Raw genomic sequence first — 23,631 nt, forward strand, 5'->3', positions numbered from 1 at the left:
TGGTAAGGTCGGATCTGCGGCGGCGGGCAGGACCCCGGCTCATCCTGGGGCATTGAAGCCCGCACCTCAGCTTGGGAGCCTGCCCGCCCATTCCACGACCCCGGACAGTCGCTCGGGCCGCAAGAGCCCGGTTGCGCAAGGGTGGGGCGGAATGGCGCTGGTGTGTGTCGGCATCGACGTGTGCAAGGCGCGGCTGGACGTGCATGTCCTGCCGCAGGGTCAGGCCTTCGCGGTTGCCCGCGACGGCACGGGCCTGAACGATCTGGTGACGCGCCTGCAGGCGCTGGGGCCGGATCTGGTGGCGATCGAGGCGACCGGCGGCTTCGAGCAGGTGGCGGCGGCAGCCCTGGCGGGCGCGGGTCTGCCGCTGGTGGTGGTCAATCCGGCCCAGGTCCGGCACTTCGCCAAGGCGTTGGGCCAGCGGGCCAAGTCGGATCCGATCGACGCGGCCGTGATCGCCCGGTTCGCGGCCGCCACGCAGCCGGCGGTGCGGCCGCTGCCGGATGCGGCCACGCGGATGCTGGCGGATCTGGTCGCCCGGCGCCGTCAGATCGTCGAGATGCTGGCGTCCGAGAAGAACCGGGCCCCGCGCACCGAGGCGGCGCGGATCGCCAGGAGCATCGCCCGGCTGATCAAGGCGCTGGAGAAGGAACTCGCCGCGATCGACGCCGAGATCGACACGGGCGTGCGCGGCTCGCCGGCCTGGCGCGCCACCGAGGACCTGCTCGCCTCGGTGCCGGGGGTCGGGCCGGTCACGGCGCGCACGCTCCTGGCCGAGCTGCCCGAACTCGGCCGGCTCAAGACCAAGCAGATCGCCGCGCTGGCCGGCCTCGCCCCGTTCGTGCGCGAGTCCGGCAAGGGGAAGGGCCGCGCCATGGTGTCGGGCGGGCGCAAGAGCGTGCGCACGGCCCTGTTCCTGGCAGCCCTCACCGCCTGCCGGCACAACCCCGTGCTCAAGCGGTTCCGCGACCGGCTCGTGGCCGCCGGCAAGCCCAAGATCGTCGCCGTCGTCGCCGTCGCCCACAAGCTCCTCTCCATCCTCAACGCCATGATCCGGGACCAGAAACCATGGCAACCCGCTTGACAGCCAACACAGTCGCTGAGGCGCCGGAGCGAAGCGGAGGCCTCGAAGGAGCCCTCCAGCCGGCCGCGCGATCCCTGGAGCCCTCCTTCGAGGCCGCTTACGCGGCACCTCAGAATGAGGTGGAGGGTCGGAAACGCCCCTCGACTCGCCGCGTCGTATCCTGTGCGCGACGCGGTCGGGAACAGCCCTCAATGTCGGCATCCGGATGGTGAGCCGACGACCGCGTTCCTCCGGCGAACGCGCGCGGCCCGGATCGCTCCGCTGCCGCGCGATGATGGCGCGGACGACCGGGCGGTTCGGCCCGAAACGGGATCAGAATAGTCCGTCGTCCTCGACCGGCCGGTAGACCCGCAGGGTGCGGCCGTCGGGGAACTCGACGGCGCGGCGGTGCACCACCAGGTAGCCGGCGGCGACCGCGCTGTTCAAGCGGTCCAGGCGGTCGTCGGCGTAGCCGGGCCCGTAGCCGTAGCCGTACCCGTATGGCCGGCCGTAGAACCGCCCCCCGCCGGGCGGGTGGGCCGCGGCCATCCGCGGCGGCCGCGCCTGCGCGACCCGCGGGGCGGGACGGCGCGGCGCCTCCCGGGCGTGGCGCTGGCGCGGCTCGGCCCGGGCCGCGACCCGCGGGCGCTCGCGCCGGGCGTCCGCCTTCCGCGCGGCCCGGTCCGCACTCCGCGACGCGGCGGCGGGGGTGGCCGCGGGGGGCGCCTCGGCGGCCCGGACGGCGTCCGGTCTGCCGGGGCCGGACTTCACGGGATTGGACTTCACGGGCGCGTCGGCCTTGGAGGCTTCGGTTCTGGCGGTATCGCTTCTGGCAGCATCGGCCTTGGGGGCGTCGACCTTGCGGGCATCGACCTTGGGCGTGTCGGCCTTGCGGGCCGGCGGGTCCGACCACGCGGGGGCGGCGTCCTGCGCCGGCACCGCCAGGATCCCGAGGGCGAGGCACAGGGCCAGGGCGGCGAGACCCGTTCGCGCACCGTGCGGCATGGTGCCCTCCTGCGATGGCGGCGTGACGGGCGGCAACGCTCCGGACCCGCGCCGCGTCGGGCCGCCTCACGGCGAATCGCTCTCCGCATCGCCGGGCGGTCCCTGAGCGTGACCATAGCGCCAATTCGGCCGCCGTGGAAACGATTTGCGCGTTAAGGTTGCGGGTTCCCCGCGGAACCGCGCCCGCCCGGCCGCGGTTGGTCGGCCATGTCCCCCCCCAGTGCCGGATCGCCCCTGCGGGTGAGCGTCGATCTCAACCTGTGCCAGGCCTACGGCCAGTGCTGCTACGCCGCCCCGCGTCACTTCCGGATCGACGGCCGGGAAGCGCTGTTCTACGACCCCGCCCCGGGCGCGGACGCCCGCGTCGCCATCGAGCGGGCGCGCGTCGCCTGCCCGGTCCAGGCGATCCGGGTCGAGGATCCGGACGCCTGAGATGGCGCCGTCCCGGACCGAGCGCGCCGTGATCGTCGGCGCCGGCCTCGCGGCCCTGCGCGCCGCTGAGGCGATGCGCGCGGCGGGCTTCTCCGGCCCCCTGGCGGTGGTCGGCGACGAGCCGTACCGGCCCTACGACCGGCCGCCGCTCTCCAAGCACGTGCTGACCGGCGAGACCCCGCCCGACGCCACGGCGCTGCCGGGCCGCCCGGGCCTCGCGCTCGACTGGCATCTGGGCGTGCCGGCCGCGCGCCTCGACCGGACGGCGCAGGAGGTCCACCTCGCCGACGGGCGCGCGCTGCCCTACGACCGCCTGCTGATCGCCACCGGCACCCGCGCCCGGCCCTGGCCGAACCCGCACGAGGGGCGGATGCCCGGCGTGTTCACCCTGCGCGGCCGCGACGATGCCGCCGCCCTGCGGGCGGCGCTCGCCGCCGGCCCGCGGCGGGTGGTGGTGATCGGCGCGGGCTTCATCGGCTGCGAGGTGGCGCGCGTGTGCCGGTCGCTCGGCCTGCCCGCCACCCTGGTCGATCCCGGCCCGACGCCGCTGGCCCGCGTGCTGGGCAGCACCGTCGGCGGCGTGGTCGGCGCGCTCCTGCGCGAGGACGGCGTCGACCTGCGCTTCGGCGCCCAGGTCGAGTGGCTGGAGGACGAAGGCGGCCGCCTCGTCCGGGCCCACCTGACCGACGGCACGCGGATCGAGGCGGAGGTGGCGGTGGTGGCGCTCGGCGCCGTGCGCAACACCGCGTGGCTCACCGGCTCCGGCCTGTCGGCGGATCCCGGTGGCGTCGACTGCGACGCGGACGGCCACGTCCTCGACGCCGACGGCCGGCCGGATCCGCGGATCGCCGCGGCGGGCGACGTGGCCCGCTTCCCCCACCCGCTCTACGACGGCCGCCGCGTCGCGCTGGAGCACTGGGGCCACGCGGAGGCGCAAGCCGTCCATGCCGGCCGCCTGCTCGCCGGGGACCGGCCGGACGCGCCCTATTCCGCGATGCCGACCTTCTGGTCGATGCAGGGCGACGTGATGGTCAAGTCGGTCGGCCTGACCGACGGGGCGGACGCGGTGGCGATCGCCTACGGCGATCTCGCCGCGCGCCGGTTCGTCGCCCTCTACGGCCGGGCCGGCCGCTGCATCGCCGCCGTCTCGGTCGACTGCGCCCGCTGGCTGCCCGCCTGCGCGGAGCTGATCGCCGCCCGCGCCCCGTTCCCGCCCGACGGCGCGGCCGTCGACCGCAACGCGCGCTCCCTCGACATCCTCGCGCCGGGCCTGCCCTGACGCCATCCCGAAGACCGCCACACGGACCGCCCCCACAGACCGCCCACGGGACCCCTCCATGGCCGACGCCACCCTGCTCGACCGGATCAAGGATCCGTCCAACCGCGCCGACCCCTACCCGCTCTACGCGCGGCTGCGGCGCACGCCGGTCTCCCGCCAGGACGACGGCAGCGAGGCCGGCACCTGGGTGGCGGCCACCCACGGCACGATCGCGAGCCTGCTCGCCGACCCGCGGGTCAGCTCCGACACCCTGCCCCCCGCCGACCGGCCGCGCACCGGCAACCCGCTCACCGACCTGATCGTCAAGCCGATCCGCGACCGGATCACCGACGCCCACCGGCCGTTCATCTTCCGCGATCCCCCCGACCACGACCGCCTGCGCGCCGCGGTGATGAACCAGTTCACTCGGGAGCGCGTCCAGGGCATGCGCGACCGCTCGGACCGGCTGGTCGCCGACCTGCTCGACAGGAAGCGCGGCGCCCGGGAGATCGACGCGGTCGACGACCTCGCCTACCCGCTGCCGGTCACGGTGATCTGCGAGCTGTTCGGCGTGCCCCGGGAGGACGAGCCGAAGTTCCACGACTGGGCGACGCAGCTCGCCACCGCGCTCGAACCCGACAGCCTCTCCGACACGGAGATCCGCGCCGAGAACAGCCGGACCTTCGACGCGATCGCCGCCTACATGGCCGATCTCATCAAGGAGAAGCGCAAGCACCCGCAGGACGACATGCTCTCGGGGCTCGCCAACGACGCGGCCCCGGACGGCACCCGGGTGGGCGACTACGACCTGATCGCCACCGCGATCCTGATGCTGGTGGCCGGCCACGAGACCACCGTGAACCTGATCACCAACGGCCTCCTCACCCTGCTGCGCCACCCGGACGAGCTGGAGCGGCTGCGCGCCGACCCGGCCCGGGCCCCGCGCCTCGTCGAGGAACTGCTGCGCTACGAGCCGCCGGTGCAGTTCCGGACCCGCACGACGCTGAGCCCGATCCCGATCGCGGGCGTGACGATCCCGGAGGGCGCCGACCTCGTGCTGCTGCTGGCCGCCGGCAACCGCGACGCTGCCGTCTTCCCCGATCCCGACCGGTTCGACCCCGACCGCACCGGTACCCGCCACCTCGGCTTCGGCGGCTCGCTGCACTACTGCGTCGGCGCGCCGCTCGCCCGGTTCGAGGCGGAGGCGGCGCTGACCGCGCTCGCCCGCCGCCTGAAGAACCCCCGGCTCGTCGCGGACCCGCCCCCCTACCGGCCCGGGGCGGCGCTCCGCGGCCCCGAGCACCTGCGGGTGGCGATCGACGGGATCGCCTGACCCCTCACTCCATCACCGGCGCGAGCTTCTGGACGCTGTCCACGTCCTCCCCGAGCCACGCCGCGTTCTTGGCGGTGCCGTCGAAGGTCGCGCTCGTCTTGAACAGCTCGTACTTGCCCTCCAGCGCGTAGGGCTTGGCGCGCGCCAGCAGCTCGGCGACCGCCGCCCTGTCCATCGGCTTGAACGTCTTCACCGCCTCGAACGCCTGGTCGAGGTCGCACTGGTTCTGGATGCCGGTGATCACGGTCGAGACCGGCAGGTTCAGGGAGAAGTGCAGGTACTCGATCGGCCGGATCGGCGCGTCCGACTTCAGGATCACCCCGTCGCCGAAGGTCTTCATGGCGAGCGGCGCGATGCCCGCCTGCACGAGGTGCGGCAGCACGAGGTGGCCGAACGAGCGGAAATGCGCGTCCATCACGTTGAGCGGCATCTGGCAGGCGTCGAAGGGGAAGCCGCGCTCCCCGGCCACCTCCAGCATCTGGAGATGGATGCGCGGGTCCTTGTGGCCGGTGAAGCCGATGTAGCGCAGCTTGCCCTGTCTCTTGGCCTCCAGGAATCCCTCCATGGCGCCGCCCTCCGCGAAGACGCGGTCGGGGTCGTCGAAGCGCAGGATCTCGTGGTGCTGGACGAGGTCGATCCGGTCGGTGCGCAGGCGCTTGAGCGAGGTGTCGATCTGCTTGAGCGCTTCCGCCTTGGTCCGCCCGTCCATCTTGGACATCAGGAAGACCTTGTCCCGGTAGCCGCCCTGGGCGAGCGCCACGCCCATCCGCAGCTCTGAGCGGCCGTGGTTGTAGTCCCAGCAATTGTCCATGAAGGTGATGCCGCGCTCGATCCCGGCGTGGATCAGGCGCGTGGCCTCGTCGTCGGAGACGGCGTTCTTGCCGAGGTGGAACCCGCCCATCCCGATCGCCGAGATTTTTTCGGAGGTTCGCCCGAAGGGGCGGTAGAGCATCTCCCCACGGCGCTCGCCGGGATCCGTGATCAGCGGCAGGGCGGCGGGGTCCTGCGGCCGGGTGCTCGGCAGTGCGGTGCCGTTCCCGGAAGCACCGTTCCCGGGGCCGCTCACGGCCGCCCCCGCGCCGCCCGAGGCCGCGAGACCGGCGCCGAGGGCGGCGCCTTGCAGGAAGCTGCGGCGTTCCATGGTTCGTCTCCGTGCTGGGCTGCGGGCGCCGCCGGCCTGTGGCGGTTGCCTGGGCGGATCTGCGTCATCGGTCCGATCCTCCGGTTCCCCCCGGGGATGCGCCCGCCGCGAGGCGGCGGGCGGCTTCGAGCAGGCGCAGGGCCGCGCAGGCCGCGCCGTAGCCGTTGTCGATGTTGACGACCGTGATCCCCGGCGCGCAGCTCGCGAGCACGGCGTCCAGCGCCGCCCGGCCCCCCGCCGCGACCCCGTAGCCCACCGAGGTCGGCACCGCGATCACCGGGCCGGCGACGAGGCCGCCGACCACGCTCGGCAGCGCCGCGTCCATGCCGGCGGCGACGATCGTCACCGGGTGCGCGCGGATCTCCTCGATCCGCCGGGTCAGCCGCCACAGGCCGGCGACGCCGACATCGGCGATCAGGGTCGCGGGTACGCCCGCGTAGGCCAGCGTGCGCAGGGCCTCGCGCGCCACCGGCACGTCGGAGGTGCCGGCCGCCACCACCGCGACGCGGGGCTCCCCCGTCACCGGTCGGGCTTCGCCGAACACGGCGGTGCGCGAGACCGGGCAATGGTCGAGCCGCCGCCGGTGTACGGGATCGAGGGCCGCGAACGTTTCCGGATCCAGGCGGGTGAGCAGGAAGCGGGCGTCCCGTTCCGCGGCCGCGTCGAGGATCGCGTCGATCTGCGCGACGGACTTGCCGGCGCAGAAGATCGCCTCCTCCAGCCCGATCCGCTCGGCCCGGCCGAAATCGAGGGTGAATTCCTCCGCGACGCTCACGGCCGCCCCCGGACGGTGTCCGGAAGGTCCGGCGACGCCTGAGGCTCAGGTCCCTTCTCCCGTTCGGGCATGGACATTCGCACACCGCCTCCGGGACGGATCGTCGAACCGCGACGCGGCTCCTCCCCACAAGGGGGCGGAGAGGCGGATCTCGGGCAAGCCCGAGATCCGTGGGGAGGAGAGGCCCGGCGGTCACCGTCGGCGGGACGTTGCGGGCGTCCCACGCCCCCCTCGGGAGAAGGAGCGCGCGCGGGATCACGTCCATCGCTGCCGGCCACGGCCGTGCCGTGCGGCGGCGTTCTCCCGGTGAGGAAGGCGCTGCCGACGCGGTAGGGCAGGAAGCGCACGCGCTGCCCGGCGAGGCGCGCGGGCGCCCGCGCCAGGATGCCCGCGCCGAGGGCGCCGCGCTCCGCCTCGGTCAGGGCGTCGAGGCTCGCGGGGTCCAGCTCGATCACGGTGCCCCCGGCCCGCACCCGGCAGCGCACCGCCCGGCCGGGGCCCGCGCCCCCGCCGAGGGCCGCACCCACCAGCCCCTCGGCGGCGTGGACGAAGGCCAGGGTCTCGGGCTCGACCGCGATGCCGGTCTCGATCCGGCTCGACAGGCAGGGCGCGGCCGGCAGTTCGGCCACGGCGCCGAGGCCGAGGTCGCGGCTGAGCGCCCGCACCATCCCCTTGTCGAACCCGGCCTCGACGTAGGGGTGGCGCACCCCGTGCTCCCGGGCCGCGTCGAGGCCGGGGCGGTACTCGCCGAGGTCGTCCGTGTTGGCGCCCGACAGGATCTGGCGGTCGGTGACGTGCCGAATCGCGCCGTAGAGGTTGGTCTTGCAGAAGAAGCAGCGGTTGACCGGGTTGGCGCGGTAGCGCGGGTCGGCGAACTCGCCGGCCTCGATCACCCGCAGGTCCCAGCCCCCGCGCGCGGCCTCGTCCCGCACCCGCGCGGTGGCCTCGCCCGGCACCGCGGGGGAGACGGCGTGGACCATCAGGGCCTCCGGGCCGAGGACGCGGTGGGCGAGCGCCGCGAGCGTCAGGCTGTCGACGCCGCCGCTCACCGCCACCGCCACCGGCCCGAGCCCCGCGAGGCCGGCCTCCAGGCGCGCGCGCGGGCTCACGCGTCCCCCTCCAGGGCCAGCGCCTCGGCCTCGCGGCGCAGCCGGGCGCGGGCGGCGTGGTCGGCGCCGGCCAACGCGTCGTCGGCCTCGGCCTTGGCGGTGCGCCCGCCGGGGCGCTCCACGGTCTTGACCCGCACGCTGCGGTCGCCCGTCGTCACGACCGTCTCGGCCCGCGGCAGCGCGACGCCCGCGACGATCCGGTGGCGCAGGCCGATGGTGGTGGTCTCGCGGAAGCACGCCTCCAGAACCGCCTCCAGGGACGCGGCGCGGGCCAGCACCCGCACGTGGGTCATCATCCGCCCCTTCTTGCCGAAGACCGGCATCTGCACCGCGTCGAGCACCCCTGCGTGGGCGCGCAGGGCGTCGAGCCCCATGGCGAGATCCTCGCCGGACTGGTCGTCCACCTCGAACTCGATCACCCCGATCTCGCGGTGGCCGCCGGGCGCCGCCCGCTCCGGCGCCGCTTCGTCGAAGGCCAGCACCCGCAGGCAGTTGCTGATCCCGGGCAGCCGGCGCGTGCCGAAGCCGGTGCCCGAGCGGACCAGCACCCGCGGCGCCCGCGCCGGCGGCGCCCCGCCGCAGAGGTGGCGCAGGATCGCGGCGCCGGTGGGCGTGACGCGCTCGCCCGGCACGCCGTCGTCGAGGGTGGCGAAGCCGGCGAGCAGCAGGGTGGTGGCGGGCGCCGGCACCGGCAGCGGCCCGTGCTGGGTGCGCACCCGGCCGCCGCCCAGCGGCAGCGCCGACACGCTCCAGGCGCTCGCCCCGACGGCCGCGATCAGGTGGGCCGCGGCGGCGATGTCGGCGATCGAGTCCCAGGCGCCGACCTCGTGGAACGCGACCCGCTCGACGGCGATGCCGTGCACCCGGGCCTCGGCCTGCGCGAGATGCCCGAAGATCGCGAGCGCGTGGTCCCGCACCGCCGGCGCGAGGTCGGCCCGGTGCAGGTCGTCGCGGATCCGCGCCCAGGGCCGGTGGCCGTGATGCCCGGCGCCGTGATGCCCGTGGCCGTGGTCGTGGTGCCCGTGATGCCCGTGACCGTGGTCGTGGTGCCCGTGAGGGTCGTGGCGGTGGGCGTGCCCGCCGCCGTGCCCTTGCTCGCGGCCCTCCGCCGCGCCGCCCGCCGACACCGCGAAGCGGCGCCCGCTCAGGATGCCGTCGTTGTGCGCGAGGAGTTCGCAGCCGATCGCCTGACCGGACGGGCGCAGGGCGGCGCGCACGCTCGCCAGCGTCCCGGCCTCGTGCTCGGGGAAGGCGTCGAGGAGGGCGGCGACGAACATGTCGCCGGCCACGCCCCCGAGGGCGTCGAGATGGATCTGCATCCGGTCCGTGCGGCCCGCCGGTCCTGTCGGGGAACCCGACATCGGGCGGAAAGGTCCCCGGGCAAGCGCGGCCGTGCGGACAGGTGGCCGCAGGCCGGGGATGACGGTGGCGCGTCTCGGAAAGCATACCGATCGCAGCGGCTCCCCCTCCCCCCTCTGCGGAGGAGGGTGGCCCGCGAAGCGGGTCGGGAGAGGGGAGCGACGGTGCCGGAGAGGCCGCACGGCATCCACCACTCGGACATCTTCTGAAGCCGGGCTCCCCTCTCCCGACCTCCGCTGACGCCAAGGGCGCCCATTGGCCCACCCTCCCCCGCAGAGGGGGGAGGGAGAGCGCGCGGGTGGCCGATTCCGTCCTGCGCGGCCCCGAAATGATGCTGTATCGACTACGCGTTACCCCGCCCGCGCCGCCACCGCCGCGCCGAACGCCTCGAACAGCGCGCGGTTGACCGGATTGGTCGCGGGGTCGTGCTCGGCGTGCCACTGGACGCCGAGCGCGAAGCCCGGGGCGTCGGCGATGCGGATCGCCTCGATCGTCCCGTCCTCGGCCACGCCCTCGATCACCACGCGCCCGCCGGGCTCCAGGATGCCCTGGCCGTGCAGCGAGTTCACCCGGATCGTCTCGCAACCCAGGAGGCGCGCGAAGGTGCCCCCCGGGGTCAGGCGCACGGCGTGGCGCTCGGCGAAGATGAGTTCGAGATCCGGGTGGATCTCGCCGTTCGGCAGGCGGGGCATGCGGTGGTTGATGCGTCCCGGCAGGGTGCGGATCTCCGGGTGGAGGCTGCCGCCGAAGGCGACGTTCATCTCCTGGAAGCCGCGGCAGATGCCGAACACCGGCACGCCGCGGGCGACGCAGGCCTCGATCAGCGGCAGGGCGAGGTCGTCGCGGCCCTCGTCGTAGGGCTCGTGCGCCTTGTCGGCGGCGGTGCGGAAGCGGCGCGGGTGGACGTTGGCCCGGCCCCCGGTGAGCAGCACCCCGTCCGCCACGTCGAGCAGGTCGCCGATGTCGGTGACGCCGGGCGTGCCCGCGAAGACCAGCGGCAGGGCCCCGGCCACCGCGGCCACCGCCCGCAGGTTGTTCTCGCCGACGATCTGCGCGGGGAACCGGTTGTCGAGCAGGCGCGCGTTGGCGATCACGCCGATCACGGGCTTGGCCATCGCGCGTTCCGCTCCCTCCGTTCGGACGAGCCCTTACGACCCCGGCCTGTCCGGCGCCAGTCCCGGTTCAGAGCGCCCCGACCGCCCGCGCCTCCTCCAGCAAGACCTCGGCCACGCGCTCCGGCGCCTCCTCGTGGGCGAGATGGCCCAGGCCGCGGATCAGCGCCACCCGGGCGTCGGGCAGGCGGTCGCGCAGCGTGAACGCGGTGTCCGGCAGGATCGCCCGGTCGGCGCCGCCGACGACCAGCAGGGTCCGCACCGAGAGCCGCGGCAGGTCGCGGTGCAGGCCGGCGAGGTCCCAGTTGGCCATCATGCCGAGTGCACCGCGCACGTGGCCGGCGCGGGCGAACAGCCGCCGGTAGAGGTCGAGCCCCGTCGCGTCGAGGCCGGAGCCGGTGCCCTCGATCAGCCGCCGCACCGCCGCCCGGTCGGCGGTCCAGGCGAACACCTTCGGGGTGATCGGGTTGAGGAACAGCATCCGCGCCATGCCGGGGAACAGCAGGGCCGCCGCCCCCGGCAGCGGCGCCAGGGCGCCGTTCACCGCCGCGAGCAGCCGGGGGGCGATGGAGCCGTCGAGGCACATCCGCGCCAGCACCGCCGCGCCGGCCGAGTGCCCGACGACGACGACCGGCGCGATCCCGAGCGCCTCCGTCAGGCCCGCCACCGCCCGGGCCATGCCCGGCAGCGACAGGTCGGCGTCGCGCAGCGGGTCGGTGAAGCCGTGGCCCGGCAGGTCCGGGGCCACCACGCGGAAATGCTCGGCGAGCAGGGGCGCGAGCCCCCGCCAGGAATGGTTGGCGGCGCCGGTGCCGTGCAGCAGCAGCAGCGCCGGGCTGTCGGGGGCACCGAATTCCTGCACCTGCCAGCGCAGGCCCGCCGCCTCGATGAACCGGCTGGCCTCCCGGTGCGGCCAGTCGCGGCCCTCGCGCTCCCAGTCCGGCCGGTCGGGATCGAACGGGCTCAGCATGGGCGGTGATCCCCGAACCGATGTCTCACGGTCTTTTGCAGTGCAATAAATACACGGAATTGGCCATCCGGGCGCGGCCGTGCCAGCCCGCCTTTCGTCGATCCTGCGCTATCCTTCCGAGGTGGAAGTATTTCGTATTCTTGAAGAAAACCATGCGGCTGCCGCATGGCTCCGCTGTCGCCGGGACGGTTGTTGCAGTGCAGCGCAGGGCTCAGGTTGCGGGGGCACAAGAACACCATCTCGTCCCCAACTGAGGAGCAGGTCATGATACCTCTCGTTCCCACGTCCTCGCCCACGTCCTCGCCGACGTCCGCACAGACCGCCCCGCTCGCCGGCGGCTGGAACCTCGCGGCGCTGGTCCAGGACATGGTCCGGGCCTGGATCGCCCACCACCAGCGCTTGGCCGACCTCGGCATCGGCGCCGACATCTGAGCCTCATCGCGCCGCCCGCATCGCCGCGCTGAGACCGCCGGCATCGGCCCGGGGCAGCGGCAGGTAGCGGGCGCCCATCGCCTCGGCGACACCCCGGGCGCCCTCGCCGCGGGCGCCGGTGTCGATCACCAGGGCCGGCAGGCCGGCGGCGCGCAGCGCCCGGGCCGCCGCCAGCGCCTCCGCTCCGGCCCGGGCCCGGCCGCCTTCGCCCGAGCGGGCGACGTTGGCGCGCCCGTCGGTCAGCACCACCACAACCGGCCGGCCGCCGCCCCGGCGCACGCCGAGCGCCACCGTCAGCGCGGCGTCGATCCCGGCGGCGAGCGGCGTTCCGCCCCCGCCCGGCAGTCCGGCGAGGTTGCGCTTCGCCCGGGTGAGCGAGCGGGTCGGCGGCAGAACCAGCTCCGCCCCCGCGCCCCGGAAGGCGACCAGCGCCACCCGGTCGCGCCGGACGTAGGATTCGGCGAGCAGGAGCTCGACCGCGCCCTTGGCCTCGGCCAGCCGCTCCAGGGCCGACGAGCCCGAGGCGTCGACGCAGAACACCGTCGTGGTCTCGGTCCGCTGCCGCAGGGTCTTGATCCGCAGGTCGTCCCGGCGGACGACGATCCGCCCCGTCTCCGGGCCGCGCCGCAGGGCCTGCCAGGGGGCGGCCGCGCGCAACGTCGCCAGCAGGTCGAGCCGCCCGCGCCGCGGATCGCCCCGCCGGCTGCCGACCGGCCGCCCGGTGCGCGCGCCCTGCGCCGGGGCGCCCGACCGGCCGGCGCTGCCCGCGAGCCGCGGGGCGCCCGCGATCAGCGCCGCGAGCAGGTTCTGCGGGATCGCCGCGCGCACCGCCTCCAGCACGACCTCCTCGGCCGCGCCGGCCTCGGCGTCCTGCTCGGGCGGATCGTCCTGGGGGGGCCGATCCTCGGCGCGCTGATCCTCGGGCGGGCTCGCCTCGGGTTCGGCATCGGCCGCGGGCAGCCGCGTCGCCCGCGGCGCCAGGACGAGGCGGGCGGCGGCGACCGCGTCCGCCTCGCCCACCGGAGCGCCGGCCGCCAGCGCCCGCGCCACCCGCGCGGCGAGGACCGGCCCGCGCAGGGAGGCGACGCCGAACGCCTCGGCCACCGCGCAGAGGGTGGCGAGGGGATCGGCCGCCTCCCCTGCCTCGACCGCCCTATGGGCCTCACATGTCGGATCCGGGATGGGGCGTTGAAACACACCGCCTTTCCCCTCCCCCGTGTGGGGAGGGGTCAGGGGTGGGTGTGGTTCAGGATCGAGCGTGGCGGTGCCTCCTGCACCACCCCCACCTCCAACTCCTCCCCACAAGGGGGAGGAGAGGCCCGCGGTCACCGTCCGCGGGACGATGTGCGATTGCCACGGCTCGGCGCCCGGAGAGGCGCGTTGCGCACCCGGCGCGCCGATCACCCCCGGCCCGATCCCGCCGAGGTCGATCCGAAAGGCGAGCCGGTCGGCCAGCGCCTCGGGGACGGTCTCGTCGTCGAGCCCCTCGTCGAGCAGCACGAGCCCGAACCGGGCCGGGGTGTCCCCCGCGCGGCCGGTGTCGAGGGCGGCGGCGAGGCGGCCGGCGGTCCCGGGGGGCAGGCGCTCGGCCATCGGCGCGACGAGCACGCCGCCCTCCGCCTCCGCCAGCAGGCCCGGCCGCGTCACCGGGCGCCCGGCCGCGAGGGTGGCGGCGAGGTCGAGGCCGCCGAGCAGGCCGTCGTCGCCGATCCCCGGCGGCATCCGCCGCCACGGCGTGTCCGCGGGCAAGGCGGCGCGCAGGGCGGCGAGCCACGCGTCGCGGACCGGCCCGGGCGCCGCCCGCACCACCGCGCCGCCGAGGCCGTGCGGGTCGTTCGCGAGAAGGTCGGCGGCGAGGAGGGCGTCGGCCCAGACGCGGGCGGCCGCGTCGTCCCCGCTCCCCGCGGAGGGGAGCGGGAGAGCGGCGTCGCGCCTCACGCGAAAACCTCGGCCAGCGCCCGCTCGACCCGGGCGGTGGAGCCCGATTCGTCCAGCGGGTTGCGGCGCAGGCGGTGGCGGAGGGCGGCGGGGGCGATCCGGCGGAGGTGGTCGTCGGTCACCGCCGCGTCGCCGTCGAGGGCGGCGAGCGCCCGGGCGGTGCGCATCAGGGTCAGCTCGCCGCGCAGGCCGTCGGTGCCGAGCGCGAGGCAGAGCGCCGCCGCACGCTCCAGCGCCGCGTCCGGCACCGCGACCTCCGCCAGCCGCTCCCGCGCCGCCACGATTTTTTTTCGGACTTTTCCCTCTTCCCGGGCATGGGCGGCGCAGAAGCCCTCGGGGTCGCGCTCGTAGGCGTCGCGGGCGCGCACCACGGCGATCCGGGTCGGGATGTCCCGGGGGGTGGCGACCTCGCAGGCCAGACCGAAGCGGTCGAGGAGCTGCGGGCGCAACTCCCCCTCCTCCGGGTTGCCGGAGCCGACGAGGACGAACCGTGCCGGGTGGCGCAGCGACAGCCCTTCGCGCTCGACGGTGTTGACGCCCGAGGCCGCCACGTCGAGCAGCAGGTCGACGAGGTGGTCCTCCAGCAGGTTGACCTCGTCGATGTAGAGGAAGCCGCGGTTGGCCCGGGCCAGCAGCCCCGGCTCGAACGCCTTGATCCCGGCGCCCAGCGCCCGCTCCAGGTCGAGGGTGCCGACCACCCGGTCCTCGGTCGCCCCCAGCGGCAGGTCGACCACCGGCACCGGTTTCCTCTCGGACTTCTTCCGCGCCCCCGGGACGCTCGCGCAATGCGGGCACAGGGCGGCGGGGGCCTCCGGGTCGCACTGGTAGGGGCAGCCGGAGACCGCCCGCATCGGCGGCAGCAGCGCGGCGAGCGCCCGGATCGCCGTGGACTTGCCGGTGCCGCGGTCGCCGAACACCAGCACGCCGCCGACCGCGGGATCGATCGCCGCGATCAGCAGCGCCTGGCGCATCTCGTCCTGCGCGACGATGGCCGAGAAGGGGAAGGTGGGCACGTGTCGGCTCGGACTCCGCGGCGTCGGCGAGAGCGGCCGGCCCGGTCCGGCCGCTCTCGACCGCCGAGCTATAGCACCGGTATCGCCGTCGCCTCATAGGGCGCGCCGAAGCTTGGCCGGTGCGCCGCGACGGGATCCGGGATCTGTCGCGACCCCGGGCTCAGCCCCGCCCGGCCGGCGCGACGGGGGCCGAGAGCGTGCAGACCACTCCGGCGGGGTCGAAGCGCAGATCCACCGTGCCGCCGAGCGTGTCGGTGACCGTGCGCTCGATCAGCCGCGAGCCGAAGCCGCGGCGGCCGGGCGGGCGCACCGGCGGCCCGTCGTGCTCGCTCCAGGCGAGGTGCAGCCGCCGCCCGTCGGCCTCGCGCGCGGTGTGCCACGCGATCCGCACCCGGCCGGCCTCGCAGGAGAGCGAGCCGTACTTCGCGGAGTTCGTCGCCAGCTCGTGCAGCGCCATGGACAGCGCCACGGTCTGTCGGGAGCCGAGGCGCACCCGCGGCCCCGCCACCGCGAACCGCCCGGCCGTGTCCGGGCCGGCATGGGTGGCCAGCGCGGTCTCCACGGTGCGGCGCACGGTGGTGCCGAGCCAGCGCTCGTCGATCAGCACGGCGTGCGCCTGGCCCAGCGCCACGATCCGCGCCAGCAGCGTCGCGCGCCCGTCGCTGAGCGTGGTCGGCTCGCGCAGGGTCTGGCCGACCATCGCCTGCACCAGCGTCAGCGCGTTGCGCAGACGGTGCGACAGCTCCCGCATCAGCCCGCGCTGGTGCTCGTAGCGGGCCTGGAGGCGGGCGGCGGCGTGCTCGGCCGCGTGCAGGCGGTCGCGGACGGCGGCGAGTTCCCGCTCCAGGGCCGCGACCCGGCCCGCGGATCCGGCCCGGCCGCGCCGGAGCGCCTCGGCGCAGTCCGCGTCGCAGGCGGCCATCAGGGCGAAGGCGCGCTCGGCGTTCTCCCCGGCCTCCGCCACGTGGAGCCGGAGCCGTTCGTTCTCGGCGGCGAGATCGCGCTGCCTGTCGTACACCGGGCGCCCCCGTAGCAGGGAATCGGCCACCTCACGGCCAAGCCCGACTCTAGGGTGACGCGCGGGGCCGGCCGCCAACCCTGGTTAACCTCCGCGCGGAAATCGGGCGGGCGCGTGCGGCTCAGTGGGTCTTCGGATCGCGCAGGTGCAGGTAGGTCGGGTCGAACTCGGCCGCCGCGGCCAGCCGCGCCCGGTCGTGCACGGCGAGCCGCCCGCCGCTCAGGGTGATCAGTCCGGCCTCGCGCAGCTCCTTCAGGGTGCGGCTGACATGGACCGTGGAGATCCCAAGCGCGTCCCCGAGCTCGGGCTGGGTCAGGCCCAGCTCGCACGCGTTCCCCTGCGCGAGCCCGACCGCCTCCAGGCGCATGAGCAGCTCGCAGAACAGGTGCGCCATCCGGGCGTAGGATTCGCGCCGGCCGTTGTTCAGCATCCACTCCCGGCAGAGCCCGGCGTCGATCAGCGTCGCGCGCCAGAACGCGTCCACGAGGCGCGGATGCGCGCGGAACAGGGCCCGGAGCGTCTCGTGCCGGACGAAGCCGACCCGGCACGGGGTCACCGTGCCGATGCTGATGTCGAGCACTTCCAGGTGCAGGCTCTGGAAGTCCGGCACGTCGCCGGGGACGTGGTAGGCCATGACCTGCCGCTTGCCCGCCCGGGTCGTCTTGTAGGTGCAGGTCAGGCCCTCCAGCATCGCGAAGGACCGGGCGGGCCGCTCGTGCTCGCGCACGATGTCCTGGTAGGGCTCCAGAACCGCCACCTGCATCGGCAGGGCGGCCAGCGCCGCCCGCTCCGCCTCCGACAGCGCGAAGAGCGCGATCGTCTCGATCTTGCGGATGAACGGGTGGATCTCGGACTGGGTCAGTTCGGCCATCGCGCCCTCTGCCGCGCCCTCCGCCGCGGTCGAGAGCGCGCCACCGCTCCCGCCGTCGTCGCCCCTCTGATTCCGGGCCGGCGTGGTCGAGCTAGGGCGCCGCGCCGCGAAGGGGATGCCGGCCCGCCGCGCCCGAGCGAAAAAAGCGGGCGCCCCGGTCGCGCGGAGGCCCCGTGCCGCGACCGGCACGGGGCCTCCGACCCTGTGGCGCCCTACCTATGTTGGCGCGGGCCCGCACGCGATCCCGTGTAACGGCCGTCGACCCGTGCGCGCCGGCCGCGCGAGACCCCACGACGCCGTCCGATCCCGAGAACGATGCCGCTGTTTCGTTTTCACCTGCGCACGCCGAGCGGCCTGGAATACGACCCGCACGGCCTGGAATTCCCGGATCTCGACGCCGCCTATCTCGACGCCTGCGCGGCCGTGCCGGCCCTGTCGGCGGAATTCCTGAGGGCCGGGCGCGATCCGCTGGTCTGCGCCTTCGTGATCGCGGATGCGCAGGACCGGCCCCTCCTGGAAATGCCGTTCCGCGAGCGCCTGCGGGGACCGCGCCCGGCGCGCCGGCCCCGGGACGGGGCGCGTCCCCGGCCGCCGGAGCCGGAGACCGTCCGACAACTGATCGAGGCCGTGCGGCAGGAGCACGCGCGGCTGCTGGACAATCTCGACTGCACGCGCGCGCTCCTCGCGGCGCCGCTGCCGGACGGGAACGCGCCGGGTCCGGCCGCTGCCGCGACGGGAGCGGCGGAGGGAACCCGGGAGCGGTGAGGCGCGGCACCGCGGCGCGGGCCGCCCCGACGGGTCGGGCTCCCGCTCAGGGCGCGTCGGAACGAGGCTCTCGATCTTCGAAGACGCGCGGATTTTCGACGCCGGGCCGGCGACCGCTTCGGCGAAACCTGCTCAGATCCCGTATTTCAGCCGGGCCCGGATCACGGCCGCATCCGCCTTGATCATCTTCGCGAGCCTGTGCGCGCTGGCGGGCGTCCACGCGTACTCGGCGATCGGCGCCATCGCGTACCGCACGCTCAGGATGCCCCCTCCGGCCAGCATGACCTTGGCGACCATCGTCGCGCAGCTCCTGTTCAGGATGTTGTAGGTCATGTCGGTCTTGATTCTGGCATAGCTCTCGCGCATCAGGTCGGCGTCGAGGATGTTGTCGAGTTCCACCGCGTCGTCCGGCTGACGGCCTTCGCCGTTCGGGCCGGTGTCCGTGTCGTAGCTCATGGCGCCGGCGGGGAAGAGCTCCCACAGCGTCCCCGCGGACGCGCCCGGACTGCCCTTGCTGCCGGTCCCGCCCGGCCACCAACTGACGTACTCGGCCTTTCCGGGCCCCGCCCCGAAATCGATGTCCAGCGACGCGTGGCCGACCCCGCCCTGGGCACCCGAGACCGGCTTCCAGAAGTACATCTTGTGCAGCGACATCTGTATCTCCGGGCCGGACGGGAGCGCGCGGAGCGTATTCGATTCGACTGTGCCGGGCCATGCGAAAGTCCGGAGCTTCCGGCGATCCTCGACCACGGTACACGACGCGGCGAGCCGAGGGGGCGTTTACGACCCTCGACCTCATCCTGAGGTGCCCGCGACAGCGGGCCTCGAAGGAGGGCTCCAGGGATCGCGCGGCCGGCTGGAGGGCTCCTTCGAGGCCTCCGCTGCGCTCCGGCACCTCAGGATGAGGGAGGTTGGTGGGAGCGGCCGACGCAAACTCCGAACTGTCGTGGACCGTGGCCCCTCGACGACGCTGCGGCTCCAAGTCTTCGTTTCGACGCGCTCCGCCGAACCGGCATCCCCTTCGGCGTAGAGCGCTCTAGCGGGGCGCGAAGATCGTGATGTTGTTGTTCAACTGGTAGGCGGCCGTCGGGGGCGTGTTGACGAAGCGGAGGTTGATCGGGCTCTCGCCGAGGATGGCGCCGAAGGCCGGCGTCACCGCGATCGGGAAGCACCGGGCCAGGGCCTCGGACGCGGCGTCCTCGTAGCGCCGGTGCGCCGCGCGGTCGCCGGTGAAGCGGCGCGCGGTGACCAGGGGCGTCCCCCGGATGGCTCCCGCCTTGTCGAGACCGAACCGGTAGGCGATCAGCGAGCCCTCGGTGTCCGGCGGCACGCTCCAGCAGGCCGCCACCGCGCCGCGGAAGGCGGCCCAGTCGTTCACCGGCGCGGCCGCCGCCGGCGCGACGCACAGCGCCAGCGCGAGAGCCGGCCCGAGAACCGGCCCGAGAACCGGCCCGTGAGCCAACCCGAGGGTCGGCGAGACGTGCCTGCCTGCCATGGTCACCTCCCCGGCGGCGGTCCCGCCCCCCACGGGTCGCGCCGGGGCCGTCGCCCGAGCCTGCCCGCTCCGGCGTCCCCGGATCAAGGGCCCGCATCCGCGGGCCTGCGGGGCAGGTAGCCCTTGAAGCGCAGGGATTCCGTCACGAGGGCGCAGATGGCCGCCTCGCGGGACAGCTTCTCGACGCGGCAATGCTCGTCGAGCGCCGCGACGACGTGGGGCGGGAAGGTGTGGCGGCCGTCCGATGGCGCGGCCCCGGTCTCGGATGCGGCAGGCGTCAGGTCAGCACTCACGGCGGCACTCTCGGGAAAGCGTGGGCGGTACGCCCGGCATCGGTCGCCGGGCATCAACGGCCGACGCCCGCCTCCGTTCGCCGCGCCGCCGGATCCGGCCGGCCCGGACCGCGCGGCGCTCGCAGGGTCCGGCGAGCCCGGAGCGCCCGGGCGCGCTCAGTGCATCCGCGGATCGCGCTCCGGCGCCGGCGCGCTCGCGGCCTCGTCCGTCAGCGAGGCGGCGATCTGGCAGCCGAGTTCGCGCAGGACGGCCTCGACCTTGGGGCGCAGGCGTCTGGCGGAGGCCGCGTCGAGGTCGCGCAGCAACTCCCACAGATCGAGGGCGCGCTCGGCCATCTGTTCCGTGATCGAGCCCGCGGTCTCCCGCGCCGCGAGGAAGCGGGCCGGGCCTTCGAGCTGCGCGTCGGTCCGGCTGTCGGTGATGTCGATGACGATGCCGCGTCCGCGCATCCGGCCGTTCGCGTCCCGCTTGAAGTGCCCGCGCGCCAGCACCCAGCGCACGATGCCGGGGGCGGGCACGATCCGGTGCTCCCACGCGAACAGGCCGCCCGCCTGGCGCACCCGGCGGCGGTGCTCCGTGTCCCGGGCGAGATCCTCCGGGTGGAAGCGGGCGGCGAGGCGCGACCACGCGATCCCCTCGGCGGCCTCGGCCTCGCTCAGGCCGAACAGCCGGGCCATCACCGCGTCGCCGCGCGTCCGGTCGGCCCCGACGTCGTCCTCCCACACGCCGATCCTGAGGGCGGTCAGCGGCGGGGGCGACGCCCACAGGGCGCCGCCCGAAGACCTGCGCGGCATGCGATCCCGGGCCCTCACAAATGTGTTGCGGGGCAGGATCACAATTTCCCGTCGTTTCGCAACTGGGATATCGTGCTGTGCGCGAGATCCGGAGACGGCAGGTCCGGGATGGGTGAGCGGGACAAGAGCGAGGGCCGCGACTTCGAGCGGCTCGCGGCCGAGCGGGCCGCGGCGGCGGCGGAGCGCGCCCGCAAGCTGGAGGTCCTGGGGCGCGTGGCGGCCGCCCTCGGCGTGCCGGTCGAGAGCTTCTTCGACCCGGCGCCCCCGCAGGAGGCCGGCCCGGACGATCCGGAGGGCGGCGCGCGGGCCTGAGCGCCCGCCGCCCGGACCCGGCGCCTACCAGCGGTAGCGCAGGGTGGCGTAGACCGTCCGCGGCAGCCCGTAATAGCAGCCCGAGTAGGAGAAGCAGCCCGTCACGTAGCGCTCGTCGAGCAGGTTCTGGACGTTGAGCTGCGCGCTGAGCCCGGCGAGCCGCGGGTCGAGGTACTTCATGTCGTAGGAGGCGACCGCGTCGACGAGCACGCTCTCGGGCACCTGGAAGGTGTTGGCCGGGTCGCCCCAGGACGGGCCGAGGTAGCGCACGCCGCCGCCGAGGCCGAGGCCGGCGAGCGGGCCGTCGGTGAAGCGGTAGTCGGCGAACACCGAGGCGGTCGTGTCGGGCACGAGCACCGGGCGCAGGCCCTGGAGGGGCACCTGCTGCCGGGTCAGGTCGTTCAGCGTGGTGCCCTGATCGCGGACGTTGCGGATGTCGAGGAGCGAGAACCCGCCGACGAGGTTGAAGTTCTCGGTGATGTTGACCCGCGCCTCGAACTCGACGCCCTGCACGCCGACCTCGCCGGTCTGGACCACGAAGCCCGGATTGACCGGGTCGGTCGACGTCGAGTTCGAGCGCCGGATGTCGAAGAACGCCGTGGTGAGCAGGATGTCGGTGCCCGGCGGCTGGTACTTGATGCCCGCCTCGTACTGGTCGCTCGCGATCGGGATCGGGATGCGGCCGGTCGCCCCGAGCGCCGGATCGAACACGCGGCCCGCGACGATCGGCTCGAACGCCTGGCTGTAGGAGACGTAGGGGGCGACGCCGCTGTCGAACAGGTAGAGCAGGCTCGCCCGGTAGGTCAGGGCGTCGGCGGGCACGTCCTGGAACGCCAGCGCCCCCGTGGCCAGCGTCCGCGTCGGGCCGGCCTGGCGGGCGACGTCGTAGCGGCCGCCGAGGGTGAGGACGTAGCGGTCGAACTTGATCTGGTCCTGGAAGTACACGCCGGTCTGCTCGGCGGAGATGCGCTGCTGCGAGGTGAAGTCCGGGAACGGGATGTTCGTGAAGTAGTTCGGCGCCAGCGCGTTCAGGCTGGGGGCCGTCGGGAACGGCCCGGCATAGGTGCTGGTGCGGATGGTGCGGTGGTCGACGCCGAGCAGCGCGGTGTGGCTGAGCGGGCCGGTGTCGAAGTTGGCGATGAAGTTGTTGTCGATGGTGTAGGCGTCGATCTGCACCTTCGTGCCGCCGCGCGAGCGGGCGATCAGCGGCCCCGAGGTGAACGGGCCGTTGGCTTCGTTGAAGGCGGAGAAGACGCTGCGGTAGTCGCCCTCCGAGTGCAGGTAGCGCGCGGCGGAGTGGAAGCGCAGGCCCTCGCCGAAGCGATGGTCGAACAGGTACTCGATCGAGCCCTGCGTGCGGTCCGAGCGCTCGAAGTTGCGGTCGCCGTCGTAGAAGTTCACCGGCAGGCGGCCGAAGACGCCGCTGCCGAAGTTGCGGGCGAACACGGTGCCGACCGCCGGGAAGCCGCCGTAGAAGCCGGAGAACGGATCGCGCTGGTAGTTGCCGATGAGGGTCAGCGAGGTGTCGGTCGAGGGCCGCCACGTGAGCATCGGGCTGATGAAGGCGCGCTCGACCCGGGTCGTCACCACCGGGCCGTCCCCGTTCCAGCCCGAGCCGATCAGCCGGTAGGCGAACTGGTCGGCGAGCCCCGGCACGTCGGAGGCGATCGGCCCGCCGACGTCGAAGCCGCCGCGGACCTCGTTGAAGCCGCCGCCCTGCACGAAGATCTCGCCGTGCTGGACGAAGCGCGGCACCTTGGAGACGATGTTGACGATGCCGCCCGCACCCGCCTGTCCGTAGAGCACGGAACTCGGGCCCTTGATGATGTCGATGCGCTCGATGCGGAAGGGATCGACGGACGGGAACGCGTCGCGGTTGCCCGGCAGGACGAGCCCGTCGAGGAAGATCGGGGCGAGGAAGCCGCGGATGTAGAACTGCTCCAGGCGCGTCGAGCCGGCGCCGCCGCGCTGCTCGGTGGTGACGCCGGGCGTGTAGCGCAGCGCCTGGTTGACGGTGAGCGCGTTGGTATCCTCGATCTGCTTGCGGCCCACCACCGAGATCGACTGCGCCGTCTCCAGGATCGGCGTGTCGGTCTTGGTGGCGACCGTGCTGCGGCTGGCGACGTAGCCCGGCACCGGCCCGACGGCGCCGCCCGCGCCGTAGAGGTCGGTGTTCAGGCTCCGCCCGCCGCCCTCGCCCGTGACGCTCAGCTCGGACAGCTCGATGTCCGTGACCGGCGCCGGCTGGGCCTGGGCGCCGCCCGTCAGCAGAATGCCGCAGGTCGTCGACAGAAGAACCCCGAGGATGGCGCTCTTGCGGACCTGAGGAGCGCCGACGGGAACACGTGCGTGATGATGATCCGACATTTTCCCAGCCTTGGGCGCGATTCTGCGCGCGAAAAATCCATCGGATACGCGTCTATCACGGGTGCGTGATCGTGATATGGCAAATTTAACACAATACAACAGCTACTTACTTTGGAGTTTTTATAAATGTAAATCACAATCACCGGACGCGGCAGGTCCGTCCGCCCCGCTGGAACCGGCTCGCGCGCCGCGCGATGCCCCGCATCCGGCCGAGCGTGCGGCAGGGTGCGCGTCCGCCCCGCCCGCTGTGGCCGATCGGCCACGCCGCGTGCAACACTGTTACAAATCGTTTCCGGGCCGTTGACCCGCGGTCCGGCCGCGCCGAGTATCCCGCCTGCCGAGGTTCTCGCGGGTTCCGGCCCGCGGGCTAAGACGGGAATTCGGTGAGCTCTCCGGAGCGAGGCCGAAGCTGCCCCCGCAACTGTGAGCGGTGAGCCGCTGCCGACGACGGTCACCGGTGCGCGTACCGGGAAGGCCAGGCAGGGGTGACGACCCGCGAGCCAGGAGACCTGCCCCGGCACGACGTCATCCCTCGGGCGGGGTGCCCCGGGCGGAGCGCGTGCGCTGCGGGCCGCGACGGTCCGGTGGGCGCCCTCGCATCCGTCCGGCCGCCGCCCGGCAACCGCGAGTGCTCCGGTGAACGCCCGTCCGAGTCTCTCCCCCGCCGAGCGGGCGTCCGCGTCCGGGGCCGCGCCCAAGGCAGCGCTTAGGGCCGCGCGCGGCCCGACGCGACGCCCGACGCGCCTCGCGCCCGCCGCCGCGCTCTCGGCCGTGC

At 74.5% G+C, this 23,631-nt stretch carries 22 protein-coding genes, 1 pseudogene and 1 riboswitch; of the genes and pseudogenes, 7 read left to right on the forward strand and 16 right to left on the reverse strand.

What is annotated here, in order from left to right:
- The first annotated feature begins 151 nt into the window (after positions 1–151).
- Positions 152–1,084 carry a transposase gene (locus tag Q8W71_RS19775; RefSeq protein ID WP_305526449.1) on the forward strand — a complete coding sequence of 311 codons (933 nt, stop codon included), beginning with the start codon at positions 152–154 and terminating at the stop codon, positions 1,082–1,084.
- Between the two features lie 312 nt (positions 1,085–1,396).
- Here Q8W71_RS19775 and Q8W71_RS19780 read toward each other — a convergent pair whose 3' ends face one another.
- On the reverse strand, positions 1,397–2,068 hold the full coding sequence (locus Q8W71_RS19780; protein ID WP_305527121.1) for a hypothetical protein: 672 nt from the start codon (positions 2,066–2,068) through the stop codon (positions 1,397–1,399).
- A gap of 207 nt (positions 2,069–2,275) precedes the next feature.
- Here Q8W71_RS19780 and Q8W71_RS19785 point away from each other — a divergent pair, with 207 nt between their 5' ends.
- The 3 genes from Q8W71_RS19785 to Q8W71_RS19795 are packed head-to-tail and all read left to right on the forward strand — an operon-like array spanning position 2,276 to position 5,091.
- Complete coding sequence (locus tag Q8W71_RS19785; RefSeq protein ID WP_305527122.1) at positions 2,276–2,500, forward strand: ferredoxin; 225 nt, start codon at positions 2,276–2,278, stop codon at positions 2,498–2,500.
- A 1-nt stretch (position 2,501) separates the two neighbouring features.
- Positions 2,502–3,779, forward strand: coding sequence for an NAD(P)/FAD-dependent oxidoreductase (locus Q8W71_RS19790; RefSeq protein ID WP_305527123.1), 1,278 nt, complete (start codon positions 2,502–2,504; stop codon positions 3,777–3,779).
- Positions 3,780–3,837: 58 nt separating this feature from the next.
- Positions 3,838–5,091, forward strand: a complete 1,254-nt coding sequence (locus tag Q8W71_RS19795) for a cytochrome P450 (protein ID WP_305527124.1) — start codon at positions 3,838–3,840, stop codon at positions 5,089–5,091.
- 4 nt (positions 5,092–5,095) lie between these two features.
- Here Q8W71_RS19795 and Q8W71_RS19800 read toward each other — a convergent pair whose 3' ends face one another.
- The 6 genes and pseudogenes from Q8W71_RS19800 to bchO form a co-directional block, all read right to left on the reverse strand.
- Entirely contained in the window at positions 5,096–6,232 is a 1,137-nt protein-coding gene (locus Q8W71_RS19800) for an aldo/keto reductase (protein ID WP_305527125.1), read from the reverse strand.
- Between the two features lie 64 nt (positions 6,233–6,296).
- Positions 6,297–7,007 (reverse strand): nickel pincer cofactor biosynthesis protein LarB, encoded by a 711-nt coding sequence (larB, locus tag Q8W71_RS19805; RefSeq protein ID WP_305527126.1) that lies wholly within the window; start codon positions 7,005–7,007, stop codon positions 6,297–6,299.
- A 308-nt stretch (positions 7,008–7,315) separates the two neighbouring features.
- Positions 7,316–8,116: pseudogene (gene larE / locus Q8W71_RS19810) on the reverse strand (ATP-dependent sacrificial sulfur transferase LarE); the annotation flags it as partial.
- Positions 8,113–9,435, reverse strand: a complete 1,323-nt coding sequence (gene larC, locus Q8W71_RS19815; protein ID WP_305527127.1) for a nickel pincer cofactor biosynthesis protein LarC — start codon at positions 9,433–9,435, stop codon at positions 8,113–8,115. The pseudogene larE and the gene larC, both read right to left, overlap by 4 nt.
- Positions 9,436–9,825: 390 nt before the next feature.
- The gene (locus tag Q8W71_RS19820; RefSeq protein WP_305527128.1) at positions 9,826–10,590 is read right to left on the reverse strand and encodes a gamma-glutamyl-gamma-aminobutyrate hydrolase family protein; all 765 of its coding nucleotides are present in this window, start codon (positions 10,588–10,590) and stop codon (positions 9,826–9,828) included.
- 67 nt (positions 10,591–10,657) lie between these two features.
- Complete coding sequence (gene bchO, locus Q8W71_RS19825; protein WP_305527129.1) at positions 10,658–11,557, reverse strand: alpha/beta fold hydrolase BchO; 900 nt, start codon at positions 11,555–11,557, stop codon at positions 10,658–10,660.
- 264 nt (positions 11,558–11,821) lie between these two features.
- Between bchO and Q8W71_RS19830 the strand changes: the two genes are divergently transcribed.
- The gene (locus Q8W71_RS19830) at positions 11,822–11,989 is read left to right on the forward strand and encodes a hypothetical protein (RefSeq protein ID WP_305527130.1); all 168 of its coding nucleotides are present in this window, start codon (positions 11,822–11,824) and stop codon (positions 11,987–11,989) included.
- 3 nt (positions 11,990–11,992) lie between these two features.
- Here the strand turns inward: Q8W71_RS19830 and Q8W71_RS19835 are convergent, their stop codons facing one another.
- From Q8W71_RS19835 to Q8W71_RS19850, 4 genes are all read right to left on the reverse strand, one after another.
- Positions 11,993–13,927: a VWA domain-containing protein gene (locus tag Q8W71_RS19835; protein ID WP_305527131.1), complete on the reverse strand. Its 1,935-nt coding sequence runs from the start codon at positions 13,925–13,927 to the stop codon at positions 11,993–11,995.
- Positions 13,924–14,940 carry a magnesium chelatase ATPase subunit I gene (gene bchI, locus Q8W71_RS19840; protein ID WP_305527132.1) on the reverse strand — a complete coding sequence of 339 codons (1,017 nt, stop codon included), beginning with the start codon at positions 14,938–14,940 and terminating at the stop codon, positions 13,924–13,926. Before bchI ends, Q8W71_RS19835 begins: the two co-directional genes overlap by 4 nt.
- Positions 14,941–15,100: 160 nt before the next feature.
- On the reverse strand, positions 15,101–15,958 hold the full coding sequence (locus Q8W71_RS19845) for a sensor histidine kinase (protein ID WP_305527133.1): 858 nt from the start codon (positions 15,956–15,958) through the stop codon (positions 15,101–15,103).
- A 121-nt stretch (positions 15,959–16,079) separates the two neighbouring features.
- Positions 16,080–16,829: a Crp/Fnr family transcriptional regulator gene (locus Q8W71_RS19850; protein WP_305527134.1), complete on the reverse strand. Its 750-nt coding sequence runs from the start codon at positions 16,827–16,829 to the stop codon at positions 16,080–16,082.
- A gap of 315 nt (positions 16,830–17,144) precedes the next feature.
- Between Q8W71_RS19850 and Q8W71_RS19855 the strand changes: the two genes are divergently transcribed.
- Positions 17,145–17,594 (forward strand): DUF6894 family protein, encoded by a 450-nt coding sequence (locus tag Q8W71_RS19855; protein ID WP_305527135.1) that lies wholly within the window; start codon positions 17,145–17,147, stop codon positions 17,592–17,594.
- 132 nt (positions 17,595–17,726) lie between these two features.
- On the opposite strand, the gene Q8W71_RS19860 is transcribed toward Q8W71_RS19855, so the two are convergent.
- The 4 genes from Q8W71_RS19860 to Q8W71_RS19875 all read right to left on the reverse strand — a co-directional run bounded on the left by Q8W71_RS19860 (position 17,727) and on the right by Q8W71_RS19875 (position 20,177).
- A complete protein-coding gene (locus Q8W71_RS19860; RefSeq protein WP_305527136.1) occupies positions 17,727–18,248 on the reverse strand; it encodes a hypothetical protein in 522 nt (173 codons plus the stop codon).
- Positions 18,249–18,630: 382 nt separating this feature from the next.
- Positions 18,631–19,089 (reverse strand): hypothetical protein, encoded by a 459-nt coding sequence (locus Q8W71_RS19865; protein WP_305527137.1) that lies wholly within the window; start codon positions 19,087–19,089, stop codon positions 18,631–18,633.
- Positions 19,090–19,172: 83 nt separating this feature from the next.
- Positions 19,173–19,382 carry a hypothetical protein gene (locus tag Q8W71_RS19870; protein WP_370875481.1) on the reverse strand — a complete coding sequence of 70 codons (210 nt, stop codon included), beginning with the start codon at positions 19,380–19,382 and terminating at the stop codon, positions 19,173–19,175.
- 156 nt (positions 19,383–19,538) lie between these two features.
- Positions 19,539–20,177: a PAS domain-containing protein gene (locus Q8W71_RS19875; protein ID WP_305527138.1), complete on the reverse strand. Its 639-nt coding sequence runs from the start codon at positions 20,175–20,177 to the stop codon at positions 19,539–19,541.
- Positions 20,178–20,285: 108 nt separating this feature from the next.
- On the opposite strand from Q8W71_RS19875, the gene Q8W71_RS19880 reads away from it, so the two are divergent.
- A complete protein-coding gene (locus Q8W71_RS19880; protein WP_305527139.1) occupies positions 20,286–20,489 on the forward strand; it encodes a hypothetical protein in 204 nt (67 codons plus the stop codon).
- 24 nt (positions 20,490–20,513) lie between these two features.
- Here Q8W71_RS19880 and Q8W71_RS19885 read toward each other — a convergent pair whose 3' ends face one another.
- A complete protein-coding gene (locus Q8W71_RS19885) occupies positions 20,514–22,856 on the reverse strand; it encodes a TonB-dependent siderophore receptor (RefSeq protein WP_305527140.1) in 2,343 nt (780 codons plus the stop codon).
- A gap of 323 nt (positions 22,857–23,179) precedes the next feature.
- Positions 23,180–23,387: riboswitch (cobalamin riboswitch) on the forward strand.
- The last annotated feature ends 244 nt before the right edge of the window (positions 23,388–23,631 follow it).

Source organism: Methylobacterium amylolyticum (assembly GCF_030700245.1).
In the GTDB taxonomy this organism is placed as follows: domain Bacteria; phylum Pseudomonadota; class Alphaproteobacteria; order Rhizobiales; family Beijerinckiaceae; genus Methylobacterium.